Annotated in this window: 3 protein-coding genes; all 3 read left to right on the forward strand. The window is 65.9% G+C overall.

Annotated elements, in window-relative coordinates; genetic code table 11:
* The 3 genes from D5041_RS00075 to D5041_RS00085 all read left to right on the forward strand — a co-directional run bounded on the left by D5041_RS00075 (window position 1) and on the right by D5041_RS00085 (window position 18,689).
* The gene (locus D5041_RS00075) at window positions 1–15,633 is read left to right on the forward strand and encodes a hemagglutinin repeat-containing protein (RefSeq protein ID WP_265283540.1); all 15,633 of its coding nucleotides are present in this window, start codon (window positions 1–3) and stop codon (window positions 15,631–15,633) included.
* On the forward strand, window positions 15,630–17,591 hold the full coding sequence (locus D5041_RS00080; RefSeq protein WP_265283541.1) for a hypothetical protein: 1,962 nt from the start codon (window positions 15,630–15,632) through the stop codon (window positions 17,589–17,591). Before D5041_RS00075 ends, D5041_RS00080 begins: the two co-directional genes overlap by 4 nt.
* A gap of 159 nt (window positions 17,592–17,750) precedes the next feature.
* Window positions 17,751–18,689 carry a hypothetical protein gene (locus tag D5041_RS00085; protein WP_265283542.1) on the forward strand — a complete coding sequence of 313 codons (939 nt, stop codon included), beginning with the start codon at window positions 17,751–17,753 and terminating at the stop codon, window positions 18,687–18,689.
* Window positions 18,690–18,697 lie beyond the last annotated feature (8 nt).

The raw sequence follows: 18,697 nt of genomic DNA on the forward strand, positions 1-18,697 counted from the left end.
ATGCCAAGAACAACGACTGTGAATCGCCATACCGAACCGCATCTGAACGGCTCTTCTGCCGGGTGCACGCCCGCGCCACGGCCCTGGCTGCGCCGCACAGCGCGGGTGTTCAGCGCCCTGTTCCTGGCCCAGACCCTGCTGGCCATGCCCCCCGCCTACGCGCAGCTGCGGGCCACGCCGGGCGCGCCCTCGGGGCAAAAACCCCTGATCGACGCGGCCGCCAACGGAACCCCCATCGTTCTGATCGCCCCGCCGAGCAAGTCCGGCGTCAGCCGCAACCAATACGAGCAGTTCAATGTCGGCCCCCAGGGCCTGATCCTGAACAACAGCACCGGGACCGTACAAACCCGGATCGGCGGCTGGATCACCGGCAACCTGCAACTGGGCCTGACCCCGGCGCGCATCATCCTGAACGAAGTCGCTGGCCCGAACACCAGCCGGCTCGGGGGCAGCGTCGAGGTCGGCGGCCAGAGAGCCGACGTCGTGATCGCCAATCCGAACGGGATCAGCTGCGATGGCTGCGGCTTCCTGAACACCGACCGCGCGACGCTCAGCACCGGCAGGCCGCAATTCGGCGCGGACAACGCCATCACCGGCCTGGACGTTCGCCAGGGCCTGATCCACGTGGGCCCGGGTGGCCTGAGCGCCACCGAACAGCAGCAGTTGGAGCTCTACGCGCGCGGCCTGGTCGTCGAAGGCCAGATCAACGCGCACAACCTGCAGTCCGTGATCGGCGCCAACCGCGTGCTGTACGGCGCGCCCGGCGCCTTGCCGGAGTCCAGCGCGCACGAGGGCACGGGCACGGCGCCGCGCTTTGCCGTGGACATCAAGGCCCTGGGCGGCATGTACGCCGGGCAGCTCTATTTGATCGCCACGGAAAAGGGTTTGGGCGTGAACAGCGTCGGGCGCTCGGCGACCACGGCGGGCAACATGCTGCTCTCGGTCAACGGCGACCTGACTCTGAAGGACAGCTACTCCGCGGGCAACACGCGGCTCGTGTCCACCGGCAGGACCACGCTGACCGGCCAGACCCTGGCCACTGGCAATGTGGCGATCGTGGCTCCCGGGCAGCTGGTGAACAGCGGTGCCCTGCAGGCCAAGACCCTGGAACTGGACACGCCGGGCATCGACAACAGCGGCAGCATCGCCCAGACCGCGCCGGGGCGCAGCCTTGCGCTCGTGCTGCCCGGGGGCCTGGAAAACAGTGGCCAGATGCATACGCCCGGTGACCTGAGCATCCAGGCGGCTGCGGTCACGAACCGCGGCGCCGCCGCGGGCCGGCTCTCGGCCGGCGGCTCCCTGCAGCTCGTGGCCACCAGCCTGCAACTGACCGGGCAGCGACTGCAAGCCAACGGGAACGTCACGGTGCAGGCGCAGACCCTGCGCGCAACCGACACCGGCGTGAGCGCGGGCGGCGACGTGACCCTGGAGTCCCAGGGCCCTCTGGACATCAGCGGCACCACGGTGTCCGCGAACGGGAAGACCCGCGTGTCCGGCAGCGAAACCGCGTTGGGGAACGCACGGATTGCGGCCCTGGGCGACGTTCAGATCACCAGTCCGGGCGCCGTCACGGCGCATGCGGCAGACATCAGCAGCAATGCGGCGCTGAGCGTCCAGGGCAGCCGCGTCGATATGCGCGCGTCGACGCTGGGCGCGAAGCAGACGGCCCGCATCCGGGCCGGCGCTGAAATCCGGCTCGACGACAGCCGGCTCACGGCCGAGCAGCAGGTGCAACTCCAGGGCCGGGGCATCAGCACGGCCGGCGCGACGCTGAGCGCGGACAAGATATCCATCGACGCAGGCGCCGCAAGACTGGACAACCAAGCGGGAAGAATCCAGGCCAGCTCTGCGGCAGCCGATGCCCTCACGGTCCGCGCCACCGGCATCGACAACCAGTCCGGTGAACTGCGCGCCAACGGCGGCCTCACCCTGGACGCCCGCGGGGGCCTGCTGAACAACCAGGAAGGCATGCTCACGGGCACCACGGGCACGCTGACGAACCTGGGGGGACTGACGAACAACGGCGGCACCCTGCATACCCGGGGCGACCTGAGCATCAGCGGCACCATGCTGGACAACAGCCAGGGAACGATCGTCACGGCCGGCAACCTCTCGGTGCGCACGCCCGGCCGAGCCATCGACAACACGGCAGGTCTTTTGCAAGCCGGCGGCTCGGTGCTCCTGGACAGTGGCAGCGCCGCGCTGAAGAACGCAGCCGGCACCGTGCTTGCCGGCGCGGACCTGACGGTGCATGCAGGCACGGTGGATAGCGCAGCGGGCACGCTGACTGCGGGTGGCCGGATGACCGTCACCGCGACCGAGTTGCAAGCCCGGGGCGCGAAGCTGGGCAGCGGCGCTGCCATGGACCTGACAAGCAGCGGCGACGCCCAGCTGGGCACTGCGGCAGTCAACGCCGGCGGCGATCTCGTGATCCGCAGCGCCGGGGTGCAGGCCGTGGGCGCCACCCTGGCGAGCAACGGCGACGTGCAGATCGCGGGCAGCAGCATCACGGGCGGCAACTGGTCGGCGCAGGGCCAGCTGACTGCCACCAGCCAGGGCGCGCTCGACGTCACGGGCGGCGCCCTGCTTGCCGGCAGCAAGATCGCGGCCCAGGGCCAGGGAATCACCACCGACAACGCCAAGGTGGACAGCCAGAGCGTCACCCTGAACGCGGGCCGCGGCGCGCTGAGCAATGCCGGCGGCCAAATCAGCGCCACGGCCACCAGCGGCACGGCGCTGAGCATCAGCGCCAACGGCATCCACAACGCAGGGGGCACGCTGTCCTCTGCGGCAGACGCCGGCTTGAACGCGGGGACGCAGGCCATCGACAACACCGGCGGCAAGATCCTGGTCGCCGGTGCCCTGCAGATGCAGACCAGCGCGCTGCTCAACCGCAACGGCACCCTGTCCACGGACAGCGCGCTGAACCTGCAGGGCATGTCCCTGAACAACCAGGGCGGGACCATCCAGACCCGGCGGGACTTGCACATCAATACCGCCGGCCAGACCCTGGACAACGCGGCCGGCCAACTCATCGCCGGCGGCAACGCGACGCTGCACGCCGCCACCTTGGGCAACGCCAGCGGCACGATCAGCGCGGGCGGCGCCGCCCAGGTTCAGGCCACGGCACTCGATACCACGCGCGGCCGCATCAGCGGCACACGCCAGCTCGACATCCTGGTGACCCGGCGCCTGACTGCCGACGCTGCCACGCTGGAGACCGAGGGCCGGTTCACGGCCGGCGCGGCCGACGTGGACGCGGACGCGGCGCGCATACGGGCTGGCCAGACCCTGAGCATGAACGCGTCGGGCGAACTGAACGTGCGCAGCGCCACCCTCGCCGCGCAAGGCGCGCAAGCCGGTGACGTGCAGCTCAGCGCGGGCAGCATCGCGGCAGACGACGCCCGCATCACGGGCGATGCGGGCGTAAGCCTGAACTCCGGCGGCGCAATCAGCCTGGGGTCGGCGCAGCTGACGGCGCTCCAGACGCTGAGCGCTCAGGCAGGCGGCACGCTGTCCGCCGACGCCGCAACGCTCAAGACCAACGCGCATCTCAAGCTCTCCGGCGCGCGCATCACGGCCGTCGGCGCGACGGCCTCGGCCGGCGGCAAGACCGAACTCAGCGCCCGCACCGGCGCGGCCACCCTGGACCAAGCCACCGTCCTGGCCGGCGACACGGTCCAGGTGACTGCCGTCGGCATCGGCGCCCGCGGCGCCTCCATGGGCGCGGGAAACAACGCCACGCTGGACGCCGCCTCCGGGGACCTGACTGCGCCCGACCTGCTGCTGCAAAGCCGCAGCGGCGCCATCCGCGTGCATGCGGCCAACGTGAACGTGGCGGGCAGCACCCCGCTGGTGGACGCAACGCCCCCCACCAGGGGCCTGCTCGCGGGCCAGGACATCGAGGTCCTTGCGACCGGCGCCGTGGACCTGTCCCGGGCGCTCACGAACGCCGGCGCCAACGTCCGCATCCGCGCGCAAGACGCCCTCACGAACACCGCCGGGCGGATCATTGCCGGCGGCCAGGCCAGCCTCGCGGGCGCAGCGCTGAATAACCAGGGCGGCACCGTAGACGCCAACGGCGCACTCGACATCACCGTGGGCAATGGCCTGGTGCGCAACGACCAGGGCCGCATCAGCACGCGCAGCGCACTGAGCATCAGCGCGCCCACGGGCGCGCTGAGCAGCCTGTCCAACGTGGCCGGGGTCATCGAGGCCCGCGGCGCGCTGAGCGCACGGTTGCAGCACCTGGACAACCAGGACGGGCGCATCGTCGCGCTCGCGGGGCTCGCCCTCAGCGGCGGCGCGATGAACAACACCGGTGGCCTGCTGGCTTCCGAAGGCCAGCTCAGCATCGACACCCAAGGCCAGGCGTTCAGCGGCGACCAGGGCAAGCTGCTCAGCACGCAAGGCAACGTCACCCTGAGCGCCGGCACACTCAGCCTGAACCAGGCCAACGTGCTGGCGCAGGGCCAGGTCGCGCTCACGGGAACGCAGGCGACGGCGGACAGCGCAAGCTTCCAGGCGAATACCGGCGCGCTGCAAATCGACGTGGGCCGCGGCGCCGCAACGCTGGACAAGGCCCGGCTACTGGCCGGCCAGGACATCGCGCTCGCCGCGGGTGCCAGCGCGCTGAACGGCGCCACCCTCACCAGCGGCGCGCATACGACCCTGAGCACGGACGCGCTGCAAGCCAGCCAAGCGCAGATCGACACGCAAGGCCATTTCAGCGCGACGGCGCGGGGCGCCGTGAGCGCGGACCGGGCAAGGATTGCCTCCGGCGGCAACGCGGGCATCGCTGCGACGCAGGGCATCGCCGTCAACGGCGGCAGCGTCAGCGCGCAGCGCGTCGATCTCGACGCCGGCAGCGGCGTCCTGAACAATGCGTCCGGCAACTTGGTCGCCCACGCGAGCACAGGGACGGCCATGACCCTGAAAGGCCAGGGTCTGGTGAACGACGCGGCGACGATCACGGCGAACGCAGACCTGGCCATCGACGCCGGCGCAGAAAACCTCAGCAACGCGGCGGGAAAGATTCTGGCCGTTGGCGCGGCCACCGTCCGCTCGACCGGCCTGCGCACCGTGGACGGCACGATCGCGGCGAATGGTGCACTCACGATCGACGCGGCCCAAGCGCACGCGAACGCCGGGACCGACGGCACGGGCGGCACGATCCGCAGCGGGCAGGCCCTCACGCTGAGCGCAGGCAGCACGACACTGAACCGTGCCACGCTGAGCAGTGGCACGCATACGACCCTGCGCACCGGGGCGCTGCAAGCGCTTGAGGCGCGCATCGACGCGCAGGGCAACCTCAGCGCAGCGGCGACCGGGGCCGTGAGCGCAGGCCAGGCGCGCATCGCAGCGGGCGGCGGCGCCACGCTCGGCGCCACGCGGGGCATCGACGTGCACCACGCCAGCGTCAGCGCCCAGACCATCGACCTCGACGCCGGCAGCGGCGTACTGGACAACACGGCAGGCAACCTGAGCGCCGCCGCCACGACCGGGACCGCCATCCGGCTGCAAAGCCAGGGCCTGAGGAACGACGGCGCAACGATTGCTTCTGCTGCGGATCTTTCCGCGAATGCGGGCGCGGGCGAGATCCGGAACGCGGCGGGCAGCATCCTGGCCGTGGGCGCGGCCGACGTACGCTCCACGGGCCTGCACAACGCGGGCGGCACGATCGCCGCCAACGGCGCCCTGGTGCTGAACGCGGCGCAGGCCAACGCCGCCACCCGGACCGACAACCGGCGCGGAACGATCCGCAGCGCGCAGTCCAGCCTGGAACTGAGCACGGGCGAGCTGCTCAACAGCCGCGACAACGGCAGCGACGCGGGCAGCGTGATCAGCGCCGCCACGGACCTGCGCATCACCGCCACCGGCCCGGTGGACAACAGCCGCTCCGACATCTCGGGCGGCAACGACGTGCGGATTGCCGCCACGGGCGCCGTAGCGAACGCGCAGGGCCGCATCGCCGCGGGCCGTGACGCGAGCGTCACCGCGCACGCGCTGGACAACCGGTCCGGCGCCATCATCGGCACCCGCGACACCAGCGCCACGGCCGGCGTCGGCGGGGTGGCGAACGACAACGGCACGATACAGGCCGGAAAAAATCTGACCCTGGCCTCCGCAGGCGCGGTGGACAACACCAGCGGCCAGCTGACGGCAGCGCAGCAGCTCGACCTGCGCAGCGCTGCACTCACGAATACCCGCGGCCGGATCAGCGCCCAGACCGGCGCTGCAACGCTCACCGTGAGCTCGTACACGGGCCATGCCGCGAGCACCGTGGCCGGTGCGGCCCTGAGTCTGGACACCCAGGGCGGCGCGCTCACGGCCACCGGCTCGACCTTCGGCAGCGGCGCGGGAATGCTCCTGCGCGCTGGCGCGGCGCAACTCGACGACGCCAGCATCCGGTCCGGCGCGGCGCTGGACGCACGCACCACGGGCCTGCAAGCCAACCGGGCCGACGTGCAGGCAGCGGGCCCGCTCAGCGCCGACGCGGGCACGGGCGCCTTCGACGCCGCGAGCAGCCATTGGCGCTCGGAGCAGTCCGTGGCGCTCAATGGCGTGGCGTTCGTCCTGACGGACGCCACGGCCTCGGCGAACCAGTCGGTCGCCGTCACCGGCACCCGCATTGACGCGACGCGCGCGCGCATCACGAGCCTGGGCGACGTGAGCGTGGTGGCGAGCAACGGCGCGCTGCACCTCGGCAACGCCCATCTGCGCGCCGGACAGGACCTGACCGCTACCGGCACGGGCGCCGGGACCACGGCGGGCATGCAGGCCCTGGCCGGGCGTGACCTGACCCTGGGGCAAGGTGCGCACTTCGACTTCGCCGCGCAGGAATACCAATTCGGGCGCGACCTGACGGTGCGCTCCCAGGGCATGAGCACGGCCGGCCGACGCATCACGGCGCGCAATCTGACGCTGGACGCGGGCAGCGGCGAGTTGCACAACCAGGGCGCCACCCTGCAGGCCACGGGCGACGCAAGCGTGCGCGGCACCGGCGTGAACAACCAGGATGGCGTGATCGCGGCCAATGGCCAAGCCACGGTCAGCGCGGGCAGCGGCATCCTGAACAACGCGGGCGGGCAGACGTACAGCACGCAGGGCGCGCTCAGCCTGAGCGGCGGCAGCATCGCGAACGCCAGCGGCACGGTGAGCGCGGCCACCGACGTCACGATCAGCGGCGGCTCGCTGGACAACGCGGGCCGCAGCATCGTCGCCGGGCGCAACCTCACGGCCCAGCTGAGCGGCAGTGTGAACAACGCGGGCGGGCGCCTGATCGCGAATACCGGGGCCGCGAGCATCACGGCCGAAGGCATCGACAACCGGTCCGCAACGATCTCCGGCGCGACCCGCACCACGGCGCAGGCCGGCAGCGGCAGCTTGCTCAACACCAGCGGCCAGATCACCGGACAGAACGTCCACGTCGGCGGTGCCGTGCACAACAGCGCCGGCGTCATCTCCGGCAGCCACTCGGTGTCCATGAGCACCCTGGACCTGGACAACGACGCCGGGGTGATCGAGTCGGGCGCAGGCGGCATCCGCATCGACACCCAGGGCCACGCCCTGAAGAACACGCGCAGCGGCAGCACGCGCGGCATCGTCAGCCAGGGTTCCATCCACGTCGCAGCCGGCGTGATCGACAACCAGGCTGGCTACGTCGGCGCGAATGGCGGCCTGCACGTCACCCAGTCGAGCAGCATCGACAACCGGGGCGGCACGCTGCTGGGCCAGGGCAACAGCTCGGTCAGCACGCGGGGAACGCTGAACAACCAGGGCGGCAGCATCCTGAGTGGCGCGGACCTGGACGTGCGCACCGGCACGGTGGACAACAGCCACTCCGGGACGATTTACGCCGCGCAAGACCTGAGCGTCAGCGCCACCTCGATCGACAACAGCCACACCAAGAACGGCAGCTACACCACGGGCCTGCTCGCCGGGGGCAGCGCGGACATCAGCGCCGCGACCATAGACAACGCGCACGGCGCCATCGTCAGTCTGCGCGAGACGGCCGTGCAGGCGAGCCGCAGTCTGGACAACACCCAGGGCCAGATTGCCGGTGACAGCGTCACCATGGACACGCCGGTGCTGACGAATACCGCCGGCCGCGTGGACGCGCAGCAGCGCATGACGCTGAAGGTCGCGCGGCTTGGCACCGACGGCGTGCTGGCCAGCAATGGCGCCATGGATTTGCAGTTGCAAGGCGACTACGTGAACACCGGCACGGTGAGCAGCAACGGCAAGCTGAGCATCTCGACCACGGGCAGCTACACGAATCAGGGCCGCGTGAGCACGCGCGACGACCTGAGCCTGAGCGCGCAAAGCATAGACAACCAGAGCGGCGCCACCATCGACTCGCGCACGACCACGCTCAGCGCGCGCGCCAACGTAAACAACCAGGGGCTGATCAATAGCACGGACGGCCTGACGCGCATCACCGCCGCTGTGGTGAACAACACCGGCCGCATCTACGGCGACGGCATCGCCATCACCGGCGCCACCCACAACAGCGCCGGTGCGGGCGGCGGCGCCGTCATCGCCTCGCGCGGCGGGGACGTGACGCTCCACGGCGCGCTGCACAACACCGACGGCGCGCAGCTCTTCTCCCTGGGCAGCATCCAGATCAACGGGGCCGCGCGCAACCATGGCTCCACGATCAACGCCATGCGCAACGTGGCCATCACCGGCACCCTGAGCAATACGAATGCGGACCTGCGCACGGGAACACAAATGCGCAGCGAGGTGGTCTCGGAGCTGTACATCACCCCCGAGCACGACACGACCCGGTACAACGCATCCGAACTGGACTGGACTGCCTCCAAGGCCGGCACGTACGTGCTGCCCAGCAGAACCTACCCGGCTGACACCTTTGGCTCGCTCTGGATCCGCCCGGGCGGGCAGCAGACATGCAGCAACATCCTGGACCCCTGCACGTCCAGCTTCCTCTACAGCGACGACGACCCGATCTGGACGCGCTTTGGCATCGCTTCCCCGAGCACGCTCGCGCAGCCCGTCCTGCCGACCGGTTTGTCGATCCTCGACCGCGGCTGCACCAGCACCTCGGGGGGCGAACAAGGAAGAACCGAACGCACCACTTACGGCCCCTGCGGTGCGTATTGGGAGAGCGTCGATGCTCGCGCCAGGGCAGTCGCTGCCAAGCAGGTGCAGCTGGACGCGTCCATCGAGGCATTCAACAGTAATCTCGAAACCCGCAGCGTGGCCAATTGGTACGAGACCCGTATCACGGGCAGGACCATCAACGAAACGAGCGTCGAGTCCAGCAAGCCGGGCTATGTGCTCGCGGGCGGCAACATCAGCCTGAACGGTGGCACGAACAGCGACAGCGTGATCATTGCCGGCGGCTCCGTCGATGCCGCAGGCGTGAACAACCGCGCGTCCGCCGGAACGCGCGTGACCACCAGCATCGGCACGATGGTGTTCAGCCGCCGCAAACACCACGGCGGCTTGACCGGTTTATTCGGGAACGAACACAGCCGGGAGGTCAGCGCCCCCCAGCCCATCCCGGATGCGTCCGTGACGCAAAGCTTCAACCTGCCGATCGTGCAACTCCAGAGCCACGGCAGTCCCCAGACCCCTACCCGCGGGGGAACGAGCACGCCCGTGGGTGGGGCAACGGCCAGCGTGCCGGACGTGGGCGCAAGCGCCAGCGCCGCGCGCCGTGTAAACCCCGCAGACGCGGTCACGGACGCGACGCGCGGCGGCACGCTCAGCGCAGACGCAGGCGCTGCGCCGCAAGTCCAGACGACCACGACGACCCGGGCCCCCGGCGCCCCGGACGTGGCGGGCACCCTGATCGCCCGCGGCGCTGCCGTGAACGTCGAGACAGGCCAGCGCCCGGACGCGCAGACCCCCGCGGTGGCAGCGAACGCCGGGACCCGCCCGAGAAGCACCACCACCAATTCCCTCACGGCGAGCCTGGACGCCGCGCCGCAGGCCGCCCTGCCCGGCAGCGTCCTCGCCGCGGGCCTGCGCGCGGGCCAGCTGGCAGCAATCACCACGTCGCTGACGCGCTTCGCGGACGCGGCCAAGGTGCAGCCAATCCAGGCCGCGGCGGTGGACACCACCAGCGCCCGGCGCACGGGCCCGGCTCAGATCAAGGCCGCTGGCTACACCACCGTCATGGCCACCGGCGCCGTGCGCGCGCCGGACAACCAGCTGTTTACGCTGAACCACTTGCCGCGCGCTGCGCTGGTCGAGACCGACCCGGCCTTCACCAACTACCGCACCTGGATCAGCAGCGCCTACATGCTCACGCAGCTGAGCATCAACCCCGAACGCAATCTGAAGTTGTACGGCGACGGCTTTGCCGAGCAGCGCCTGATCGACGATCAGATCATGGCCCTGACGGGGCGCCGCTTCCTGTCCAACTACCAAAGTACCGAAGACGAGTACCAGGACCTGCTGGACGCGGGCGTGATGTTCGCGCAGCGCTACCAGCTGTCTCCGGGCGTGGCCTTGTCCGCCGAGCAAATGGCGCTGCTGACCACCGACATCGTGTGGCTGCAAGCCCGCGAGACCCATCTGCCCGATGGCAGCACCGTCCAGACCCTGGTTCCTACGGTCTATCTGCGGCGCCCGGTGGCCGGGGATCTGACGCCCACCGGCGCGTTGATCGCCGGCGCAAACGTCAGCGTGCGCAGCCCGGGCGATCTGAGCAATACCGGAACCATCCTCGCCACCGGCGACGCGCTCGCGGGCGACGGCAGGCTGACGATCTCTGGCCGCAACGTCGTGAATACGGGGACCCTGGCCGGCAACGCAATCAGCGTGGACGCGCAGCAGACGCTGGACAACGCCGGCGGCGTGGTGCAGGGCCTTGGCGCATCAAGCCACATCGCCTTCAACGCACGCGACGTCATCTTGCGCACGACGACGCAGACCAGCGCGCGCGAGATCGCCGGGCCCAACGGGAGCAGCACGGGGACGCACACCAACGTTGACCGGGTAGCCACCCTGAGCGCCGATAGCGTGCGCTTGGCCGCACGCAACAACATCGACCTGCGGGGTGCGAGCGTCCAGGCCAGCGGCGACTTGGTGGCCACGGCCGGCGGCGCCATCACGAGCCATGCGCTGCAAACCGGCTATGCGCTGAACGTGCCTCTCGGTCAGGGCGGCGCCCAGGGCCGATCGAGCCAGTACCACAGCGCCGCGACGACGCAGCAGCTGACGACGCTCAATGCCGGCCAGGCCCTGAGCATCACGGCGGCCGGCGACGCGCACTTCAGCGGCACGAACGCCAGCGCGGGGACCGATCTGACGGTGCAGGCGCGCAACATCTCCATCGAAGCGGCCAAGAACAGCCTGACCATCGATCAGCAGAACGCGCGCAAGGATGCTTATCACCGCATCGCCCAGACCAACGAGACCCTCGTCGGCGGCGCCTTCACTGCCGGGCGCAACGCGACCCTGATTGCCAACGGCGCCAAGGCGGATGGCCAGGGCAACGTCACCGCGGTGGGCGCGACGATCGCTGCGGGCACGGGCCAGGCGAGTTTGATCGCAAACAACGACGTCACGGTCCAGAACGCGACGACCGGGCACGGCCAGGCGAGCGAGAGCTACGACCGCAGGAGCGGCCTGTTCTCGAACAAATCCACGCAGCGCGCCGAAGGCAGCCAGAGCACCCGCGTCGCCGGCAGCAGCATCACCGGCAATACCGTGCTGCTGCGCGCGGGCAATGACGTCACGCTGCAAGCCAGCCAGATCAACGCGACCAGCGACGCATACATCAGCGCCGGGCGCGACGTGAACGTCACGACGGCGCAGGAGAGCAGCAGTGCAAGCAGCTTGTTCGAGCAAAACAGGCGCGGCCTGTCGGCGAACCTGGGCCAGATCAGCGTCGGCAAGTCCGCCCAAAAACAGACCCAGGCGCTGCAATCGACGACCCAGGTGGGCAGCACCATCAGCGGCGCCAACGTGGCCATCACGGCGGGCCGCGACGCCACGTTCGTCGCCAGCACGGTGCTCGCCGACCAGGACGTCGCCGTCCGCGCCGGGCGCAACATCCTGCTGTACACCGCGACCGATACGGAGAACTCGCAAACCCAGGCGCAGAGCAGTGCCACCGTGATCGGGCTCGCCCCCACGGGCCTCAGCGGGCGCTTCACGATGTTCGGCAAGAACAGCGCGTCCCAAGCCGGGCGCGGGACCAGCACGCGCGAGCACACCAGCGGGCTCTCGGCCACCGGCGGCAATCTGACGCTCACGGCCGGCACCGACGCGCAGTACAAGGGCACGGGCCAGGGCAACGTCATTGGCCAGGGCGCCGTGCTGCTGGCCAAGGACCGGGTGAGCGTCACCGGCAATGCGGTGGACCTGCAAGCCACGCAGGACACCAGCCACAGCGCCATGGATTCCCGCAGCAGAAGTGTGACGGCGGGCAGCCAGCTCGCCGGCGCCCTGGGCACGGCCGTGACGATGATCGGCGACCGGGTCACCGGCGCAGACAACACCTCCAGCAGCAACCGCCTGCAAGCCGCCCAGACGCTCAAGGCCGGCTACGACGCGTACAAGCTCGCGAACATCGTGCAGCAGCAAGGCGCCGCCGCCCTGACCGATACCAGCGCCGGGATAGGAGTGAGCGCCACCCTCAGCGTGACCAAGAGCGAGGAACACGCCAGCCGATCCGACAGCACCAGCCGCGGAAGCAGCGTGCAGGCCGCGCGCATGGACATCACGTCCCGCGAAGGCGACCTCAGAGCCCGGGGCGCCAAGCTGCAGGCCCAGGACATCACGCTCGACGCCGCCAAAAAACTCGACCTCGGCGCGGCCACGAATAGCACGCAGCAGCAGTCGAAGAACAAGTCCAGCGGCCTTGGCATGGGCGTCACCCTGGGGGTCGGCGAGCAAACCGGCATCAGCTTCCAGCTCAACGCGGGCCAGTCGCGCGGCCAGGCGAATGGCTCAGAGATCACCTACGACAACACGCAGGTACTGGCGAGCAACCACCTGCACGTCCGATCCGGCGGCGACACCGACATCAGAGGCGCGCAACTCGCGGGCCATCGGGTCACCACCGACATCCAGGGCAAGCTGCTCATCGAGACCCTGCAAGACCAAAGCCAGTACCAGAGCCAGCAAAGCAGCAGCGGTGTCAACGTCAGCGTCTGCGTTCCGCCCCTGTGCTACGGCGTGCCCGTCACGGGCAGCGTCAGCGCGAGCAAGACCACCGTAGACCACAACTACCAAAGCGCCACCGGGCAGAGCGGCATCGCCGCGGGCGATGGCGGCTACGACATACGGGTCAAGGGCGCCACGGAACTCCGGGGCGGCGCCATCACCAGCACCGCGCCCAGCGGGAAGAACCACCTGCAAACCGAAAGCCTGCGCTTTACCGACCTGGACAACAAGCAGGACACCCGTGCGAACGCGGACAGCATCAGCCTGGGCTATGGCGGCGCCGGCGCCATCGCCACCATTGCGGGCAACGCGGCCAGCAACATCCTGGGCAGTAGCGCCGCCAAGGCCGGCCTGCCCGACTCGGGCAGCGCACGCAGTCAGACGCAGAGCGTCATCAGCCCGGGCCAGGTGACGTTCACCGGCGAGGACCCCGACGGCAGCAGCGCGCAAGCGCTCGCCACCCTGACGGCGCGCGACCCGAGCACCGCCAACCAGAGCCTGAAAAACAACCTGACGTTGGTGCAAGCGCAGGACATTGCGAAGAACCAGCAAAAGGCGCAGGACGACATCCGGGCCGCGGGAATCATCGGCAGCATGGGCGCGCAAGCGATTGGCGACATTGCGCAAAAGAACGGCTGGGTGGAGGGCTCCGCACAGAAAGTGCTCTTGCACGGCGCGCTCGGAGCCGGCCTTGCCCTGGTCGGAGGCGGCAACGCCGGCGCCGGATTCGTCAGCGGCGCAGTCAACGAATTGGCCGTGGGCGCCATGGCCAGCTACCTCGAAGCCAACGGCATCCCGCGCGGCAGCGAGGAGCACCGGCAGCTGATGCTGGCCAGCTCGGCTGCCCTGGGAACGGTGGTCGGCAAGGCCACGGGGGGCACGGCCACCGACGTTGCGCTGTCCGGGCAAACGGCCAAGGGGGCGACTGAGAACAACTACCTGAACCACTTGGAGCTCAGCGAACGCGCCCGCAAACAAAGGGAATGCCGCGGGGGCAGCGCGGATGCCTGCCAAGCGGTCAAGGCACTCGATGCAGTGTCCGTGAGTCGCAACGCTGCCGTTCGGGACGAGCTGTTTGCGACCAGCACCGAGCAGCTTGCCCTCGGTCAGCAGCGCACTCAGTTTTCTATCAGCGTCGAGCAGGCCCATCAGATTCAAGACGACCTCGGCAAAACAATGGCGGGTTTGGCCACGCTAAAGGACGCATGGCAAACCGAGCTCAGTGGCACGACAGACGCGCGGAAACGCACCGATCTGTCCTTGCAGATCAAAACCGCCGACAACCACATTCGGCAGATCGCCACCCTCGGCAAGGACAACTTGCAGCTGCTGTACGCAAAAACGGGAGACCCCGATTATTTGAAACGCAACTTGGTGCTGGAGAAGGCAACGAACGGCGACGAACTGGCCGCTGCACTGGGCGGGGGAATGAGCGCGATGCCCGGCAGGCCGATATTTGGAGGCAAGGCGCCGAACAGGGCCGCAATGTCTGCCGCGGCTGAATCGCCAAGCTACGGGCAGAGAACTCCTGGATACGGAAAGACGACCTCGGATGCGCAGGGCAGCCCGCTTTCCACGGCAGGCGCCACGCCGAATACATCGACCCCAGCACCAACGAACACCACCGGCAACACCACCGTCACAGGCAATGCGGCGGCGCCCGCAACGTCTGCCAAGGGGGAATCGCCAAACTACGGGCAACAAATTTCCGGGTACGGAAAGACGACCCACACGGATGCGCAGGGCAACCCGCTGCCCACGGCAGGCACACCGAATACATCGACACCAACGACGCGTACCCCCTCCGACAACACCACCGTCACGTTCAAGGACCCCGTCATCGCCACAGGCAATGCGGCGGCAACTGACGCCAAGACCATCGCACTCGCTACGCAGTATGGATACAAATTCAACTCGGACGGCACTTATACTGGCCCAAACAAGGGCCCGTTGACCCACGTCGGGACTGCAGCAGATGGCGTCACCCCGGTCTTTCAACGGCCTGGCGGTGAATACTTCACGCTTAACAGCGCGGGCAAGCAGGAGACTGTGTTGCGTGGCGACACAGGCAACGGCATCCAATGGAAAAAACCCATTGGCGGCGGATCGCAGGTTGAGCAAAATCGGATCGCTGGCCGTGAGTTTCAAGACGCATCCAGTCAAGCAAGTGGATTCCCGGAGAACTTCAAAGGAGTGCCTGTGACCCTGCCCGATGGGAGACGGGTTACCACTATTCCCGACCATATGGCGAAGACCTTTGGCATTGTTGAGACAAAGCACGCGGTAAGCCTGTCAATGAGTGATCAGTTCAGAGCGCAACTTCTGTCCGCTAACAAAAAGAAAATTCCATATACCTTGGTGGTGAGTCCATCAAATAAGGTCATATCAGAAAATCTGTGGAATGCGATTCATAAGATAAAGGGCGCTGTTTACCAATTCGATAAAGAAACTGGAATATATACTCTGATTTCAAAAAGGCCTCAAAAATGAGAAAGTCATATATTCGAATTTCCATTGTTACTGATATCGACACCACAAAATGGGAGTTCGGCAGAAAAGTGCTGGAGACATTTTGCGAAACCGATCCACAATTGGTGCCTAGCGGCTTTGATAACGATCCAAAAATCAAGAAACCATTTCATGACATCGCTGCGTGCGAGAAGTACTGGGCAATGGACGCCATCATAGATGTAGGTTCGAGTGAATTTGGGTATGAACGCATATTTACCAAATGGGATTGCGATTGGAAGCGATCCAAAGCGGTGAAGTATAGTTGTACGATGAACCATACCCTGGTAAACCAGCTCGGAGAGCTTCAGCCCGGATGGCTCAGTGGTTATTTTGACGTCAACAAAAAAATCAACTGGCCCCGCCTGTTCCACAGCCTTATTGAACTCGCCAACCCGCAGTTCGCCATTCTGCATTTGTTCACCGATATTGAAACAAGAGACGATGCATTTGGGACAGACCATCATGCGATTGTTGCCACAGACGATTTCCTCATGGGCCCGCCGGCTGCAATCCTGGAGGACAGAGGCATCCCAAACTTGGCCTGGGCAACCTTCTTTGGCCGGGACTACACCAAGGAAATCGATGCAGAAAAGCTGCGCGCCAATGGCTTTGCCGTCGAAGCAATTGGCGATGGACACTTGGTGACTCTCACTGAAAACATTTTCGACGTGGCGGACAATTTTGCACTGTTCTCTGCGCGGCGAGTCGAGTTGAAGAAATTGCTGAGACCAGGATTTATTCGTCTCACCAACGAACCCCTGGCAACCGAACTCCCGGAGAACTCCACACCAAAGCATGCGACCCCACCCGATCCCGACAATATGGAGCCGCCCGCTGGCATGCTCGGAGGAAGTAGCGAGACAATCCTCTCATTGGATAGTAAGTTCAAAGCACAACTGCAGCTCGCTGCCAGTACAAAAGCTCCATATTACCTGTTGATAACTCCATTAAATAAGGTCATATTAAAAGAGCTGTGGGATAGAGTTCATGAGGTGCAGGGCATCGTTCACCAAATCAATCCGGCAACCAGAGCAGTGATTCAAATTTTGAAAAGGCCAAAATCTACAATGAGGGTGCCATATATTAAAATTTCCATCGTTACTGATATCGACACCACAAAATGGGAGTTTGGCAGAAAAGTGCTGGAGGCATTTTATGAAACCGATTCACGCTTGGCGCCTAGTCGCCTTGATTCCGACGCAAAAATCTGGAAACTGTTTCGTGGCGTCGCTGCATGCGAGAAATACTGGGCGAAGGAAGGCATCATAAACGCGAATAAATCCGGGCGTGGTCGCGTATCCGTCAAATGGGATTGCGGGTGGACGCGGTCCGAAGCGGTGGAGTATCGATATGACATGATCCATACCATGGTGAACCAGTTCGGAGAGCTTCGTCCCGGATGGCTCAAGGGTGATGCTGACGCCGACAGAAAAATTGACTGGCGCCGCCTGTTCCACCGCCTTGTTGAACTCGCCAACCCGCAGTTCGCGATTCTGCATTTGTTCACTGATGTTGAAACAAGGGACGATGCATTTGGGGCAGACGAGCACGCGATTATTGCCACAGACGACTTCCTCATGGGCCCGCCGGCTGCAATTCTGAAGGACAGAGGCATTCCAAACCTGGCCTGGGCAACCTTCTTTGGCCGGGACTACACCAAGGAAATCGACGCAGAAAAGCTGCGCGCCAATGGCTTTGCCGTCGAGGCAATGGGCGATGGGCACTTGGTGACTCTCACTGAAAATATTTTCGACGTGGCGGACAATTTTGCGCTGTTCTCTGCGCGGCGATCCGAGTTGAAGAAACTGCTGAGACCAGGATTTATTCGTCTTACCAACGAACCTCTGATCCAGGCAACCAGCCCCCCAGTGGACTTCGGACCAAGGTATGCGCCCCTGCTCAATGGGTCATGGGTTATCCCAACAATGAGGGGCTGATCACCAGTTCGGACGGCCTGACGAGCATTCGTCTCACCAACGAACCTCTGCCCTGATGCGCTGCCCCGAACCCTGAAAATACTTGCATATGAACCCGGATTTCTGCAACCTATGGGGCATTGCAAATCCTCACGCTGACTTTCTGGAAAGGTCAAAAAAATGAGAAAACCACATATCCTGATTTCCATCGTTACTGATACCGACACCACAAAATGGGAATTCGGCAGGAAGGTGTTGGAGATATTTTGTGAAACCAGCCCACGAATGGTGCCTGATCGCTTTGATAGCGATACAAGAATCAAGAAACCGTTTTATGACATCGCTGCATGCGAGAAGTACTGGGCAGTGAAGACCATCATAGACGCGGGTGAGGAAGGACGCTGGCTCACCACATGGGCTTGCGGATGGAAGCGGTCCAAAGCGGTGAAGTATAGTTATGAGATGAGCCATACCTTCCCCTACGTGAACCGGCTTGGTGAGCTTCATCTCGGATGGCTCCATGGTAATGCTGATGCCAACAAAAAAATCGACTGGAACCGCCTGTTCCACAGCCTTGTTGAACTCGCGAACCCGCAGTTTGCCATTTTGCATTTGTTCACCGATATTGAAACAAGAGACGATGCATTTGGGACAGACGAGCACGCGATTGTTGCCAAAGACGATTTCCTCAGGGGCCCGCCGGCTGTAATTCTGGAGGACAGAGGCGTTCCAAACCTGGGTTGGGCAACCTTCTTTGGCCGGGCATACACCAGGGAAATCGATGCAGAAAAGCTACGCGCCAATGGCTTTGCCGTCGAGACAATTGGCGATGGACACTTGGTGACTCTCACTGAAAATATTTTCGACGTGGCGGACAATTTTGCACTGTTCTCTGCGCGGCGAGTCGAGTTAAAGAAATTGCTGAGACCAGGATTTATTCGACTCGCCAACGAACCTCTGAACCAAGTAACCACCAGCCCGCCTCCGGTTTCTCCCTTGGCCGCGCCCGGCACCAACGAACCTCTGAACCAGGCAACCACTAGCCCCCCGGTGGACTTCGGACCGAGGTATCCGCCCCTGCTCAATGGGTCATGGGTTATCCCAACATTGAGGGGCTGATCATCCGT

Source organism: Verminephrobacter aporrectodeae subsp. tuberculatae (assembly GCF_026127385.1).
GTDB classification, from domain to species: Bacteria; Pseudomonadota; Gammaproteobacteria; order Burkholderiales; family Burkholderiaceae_C; genus Acidovorax; species Acidovorax aporrectodeae.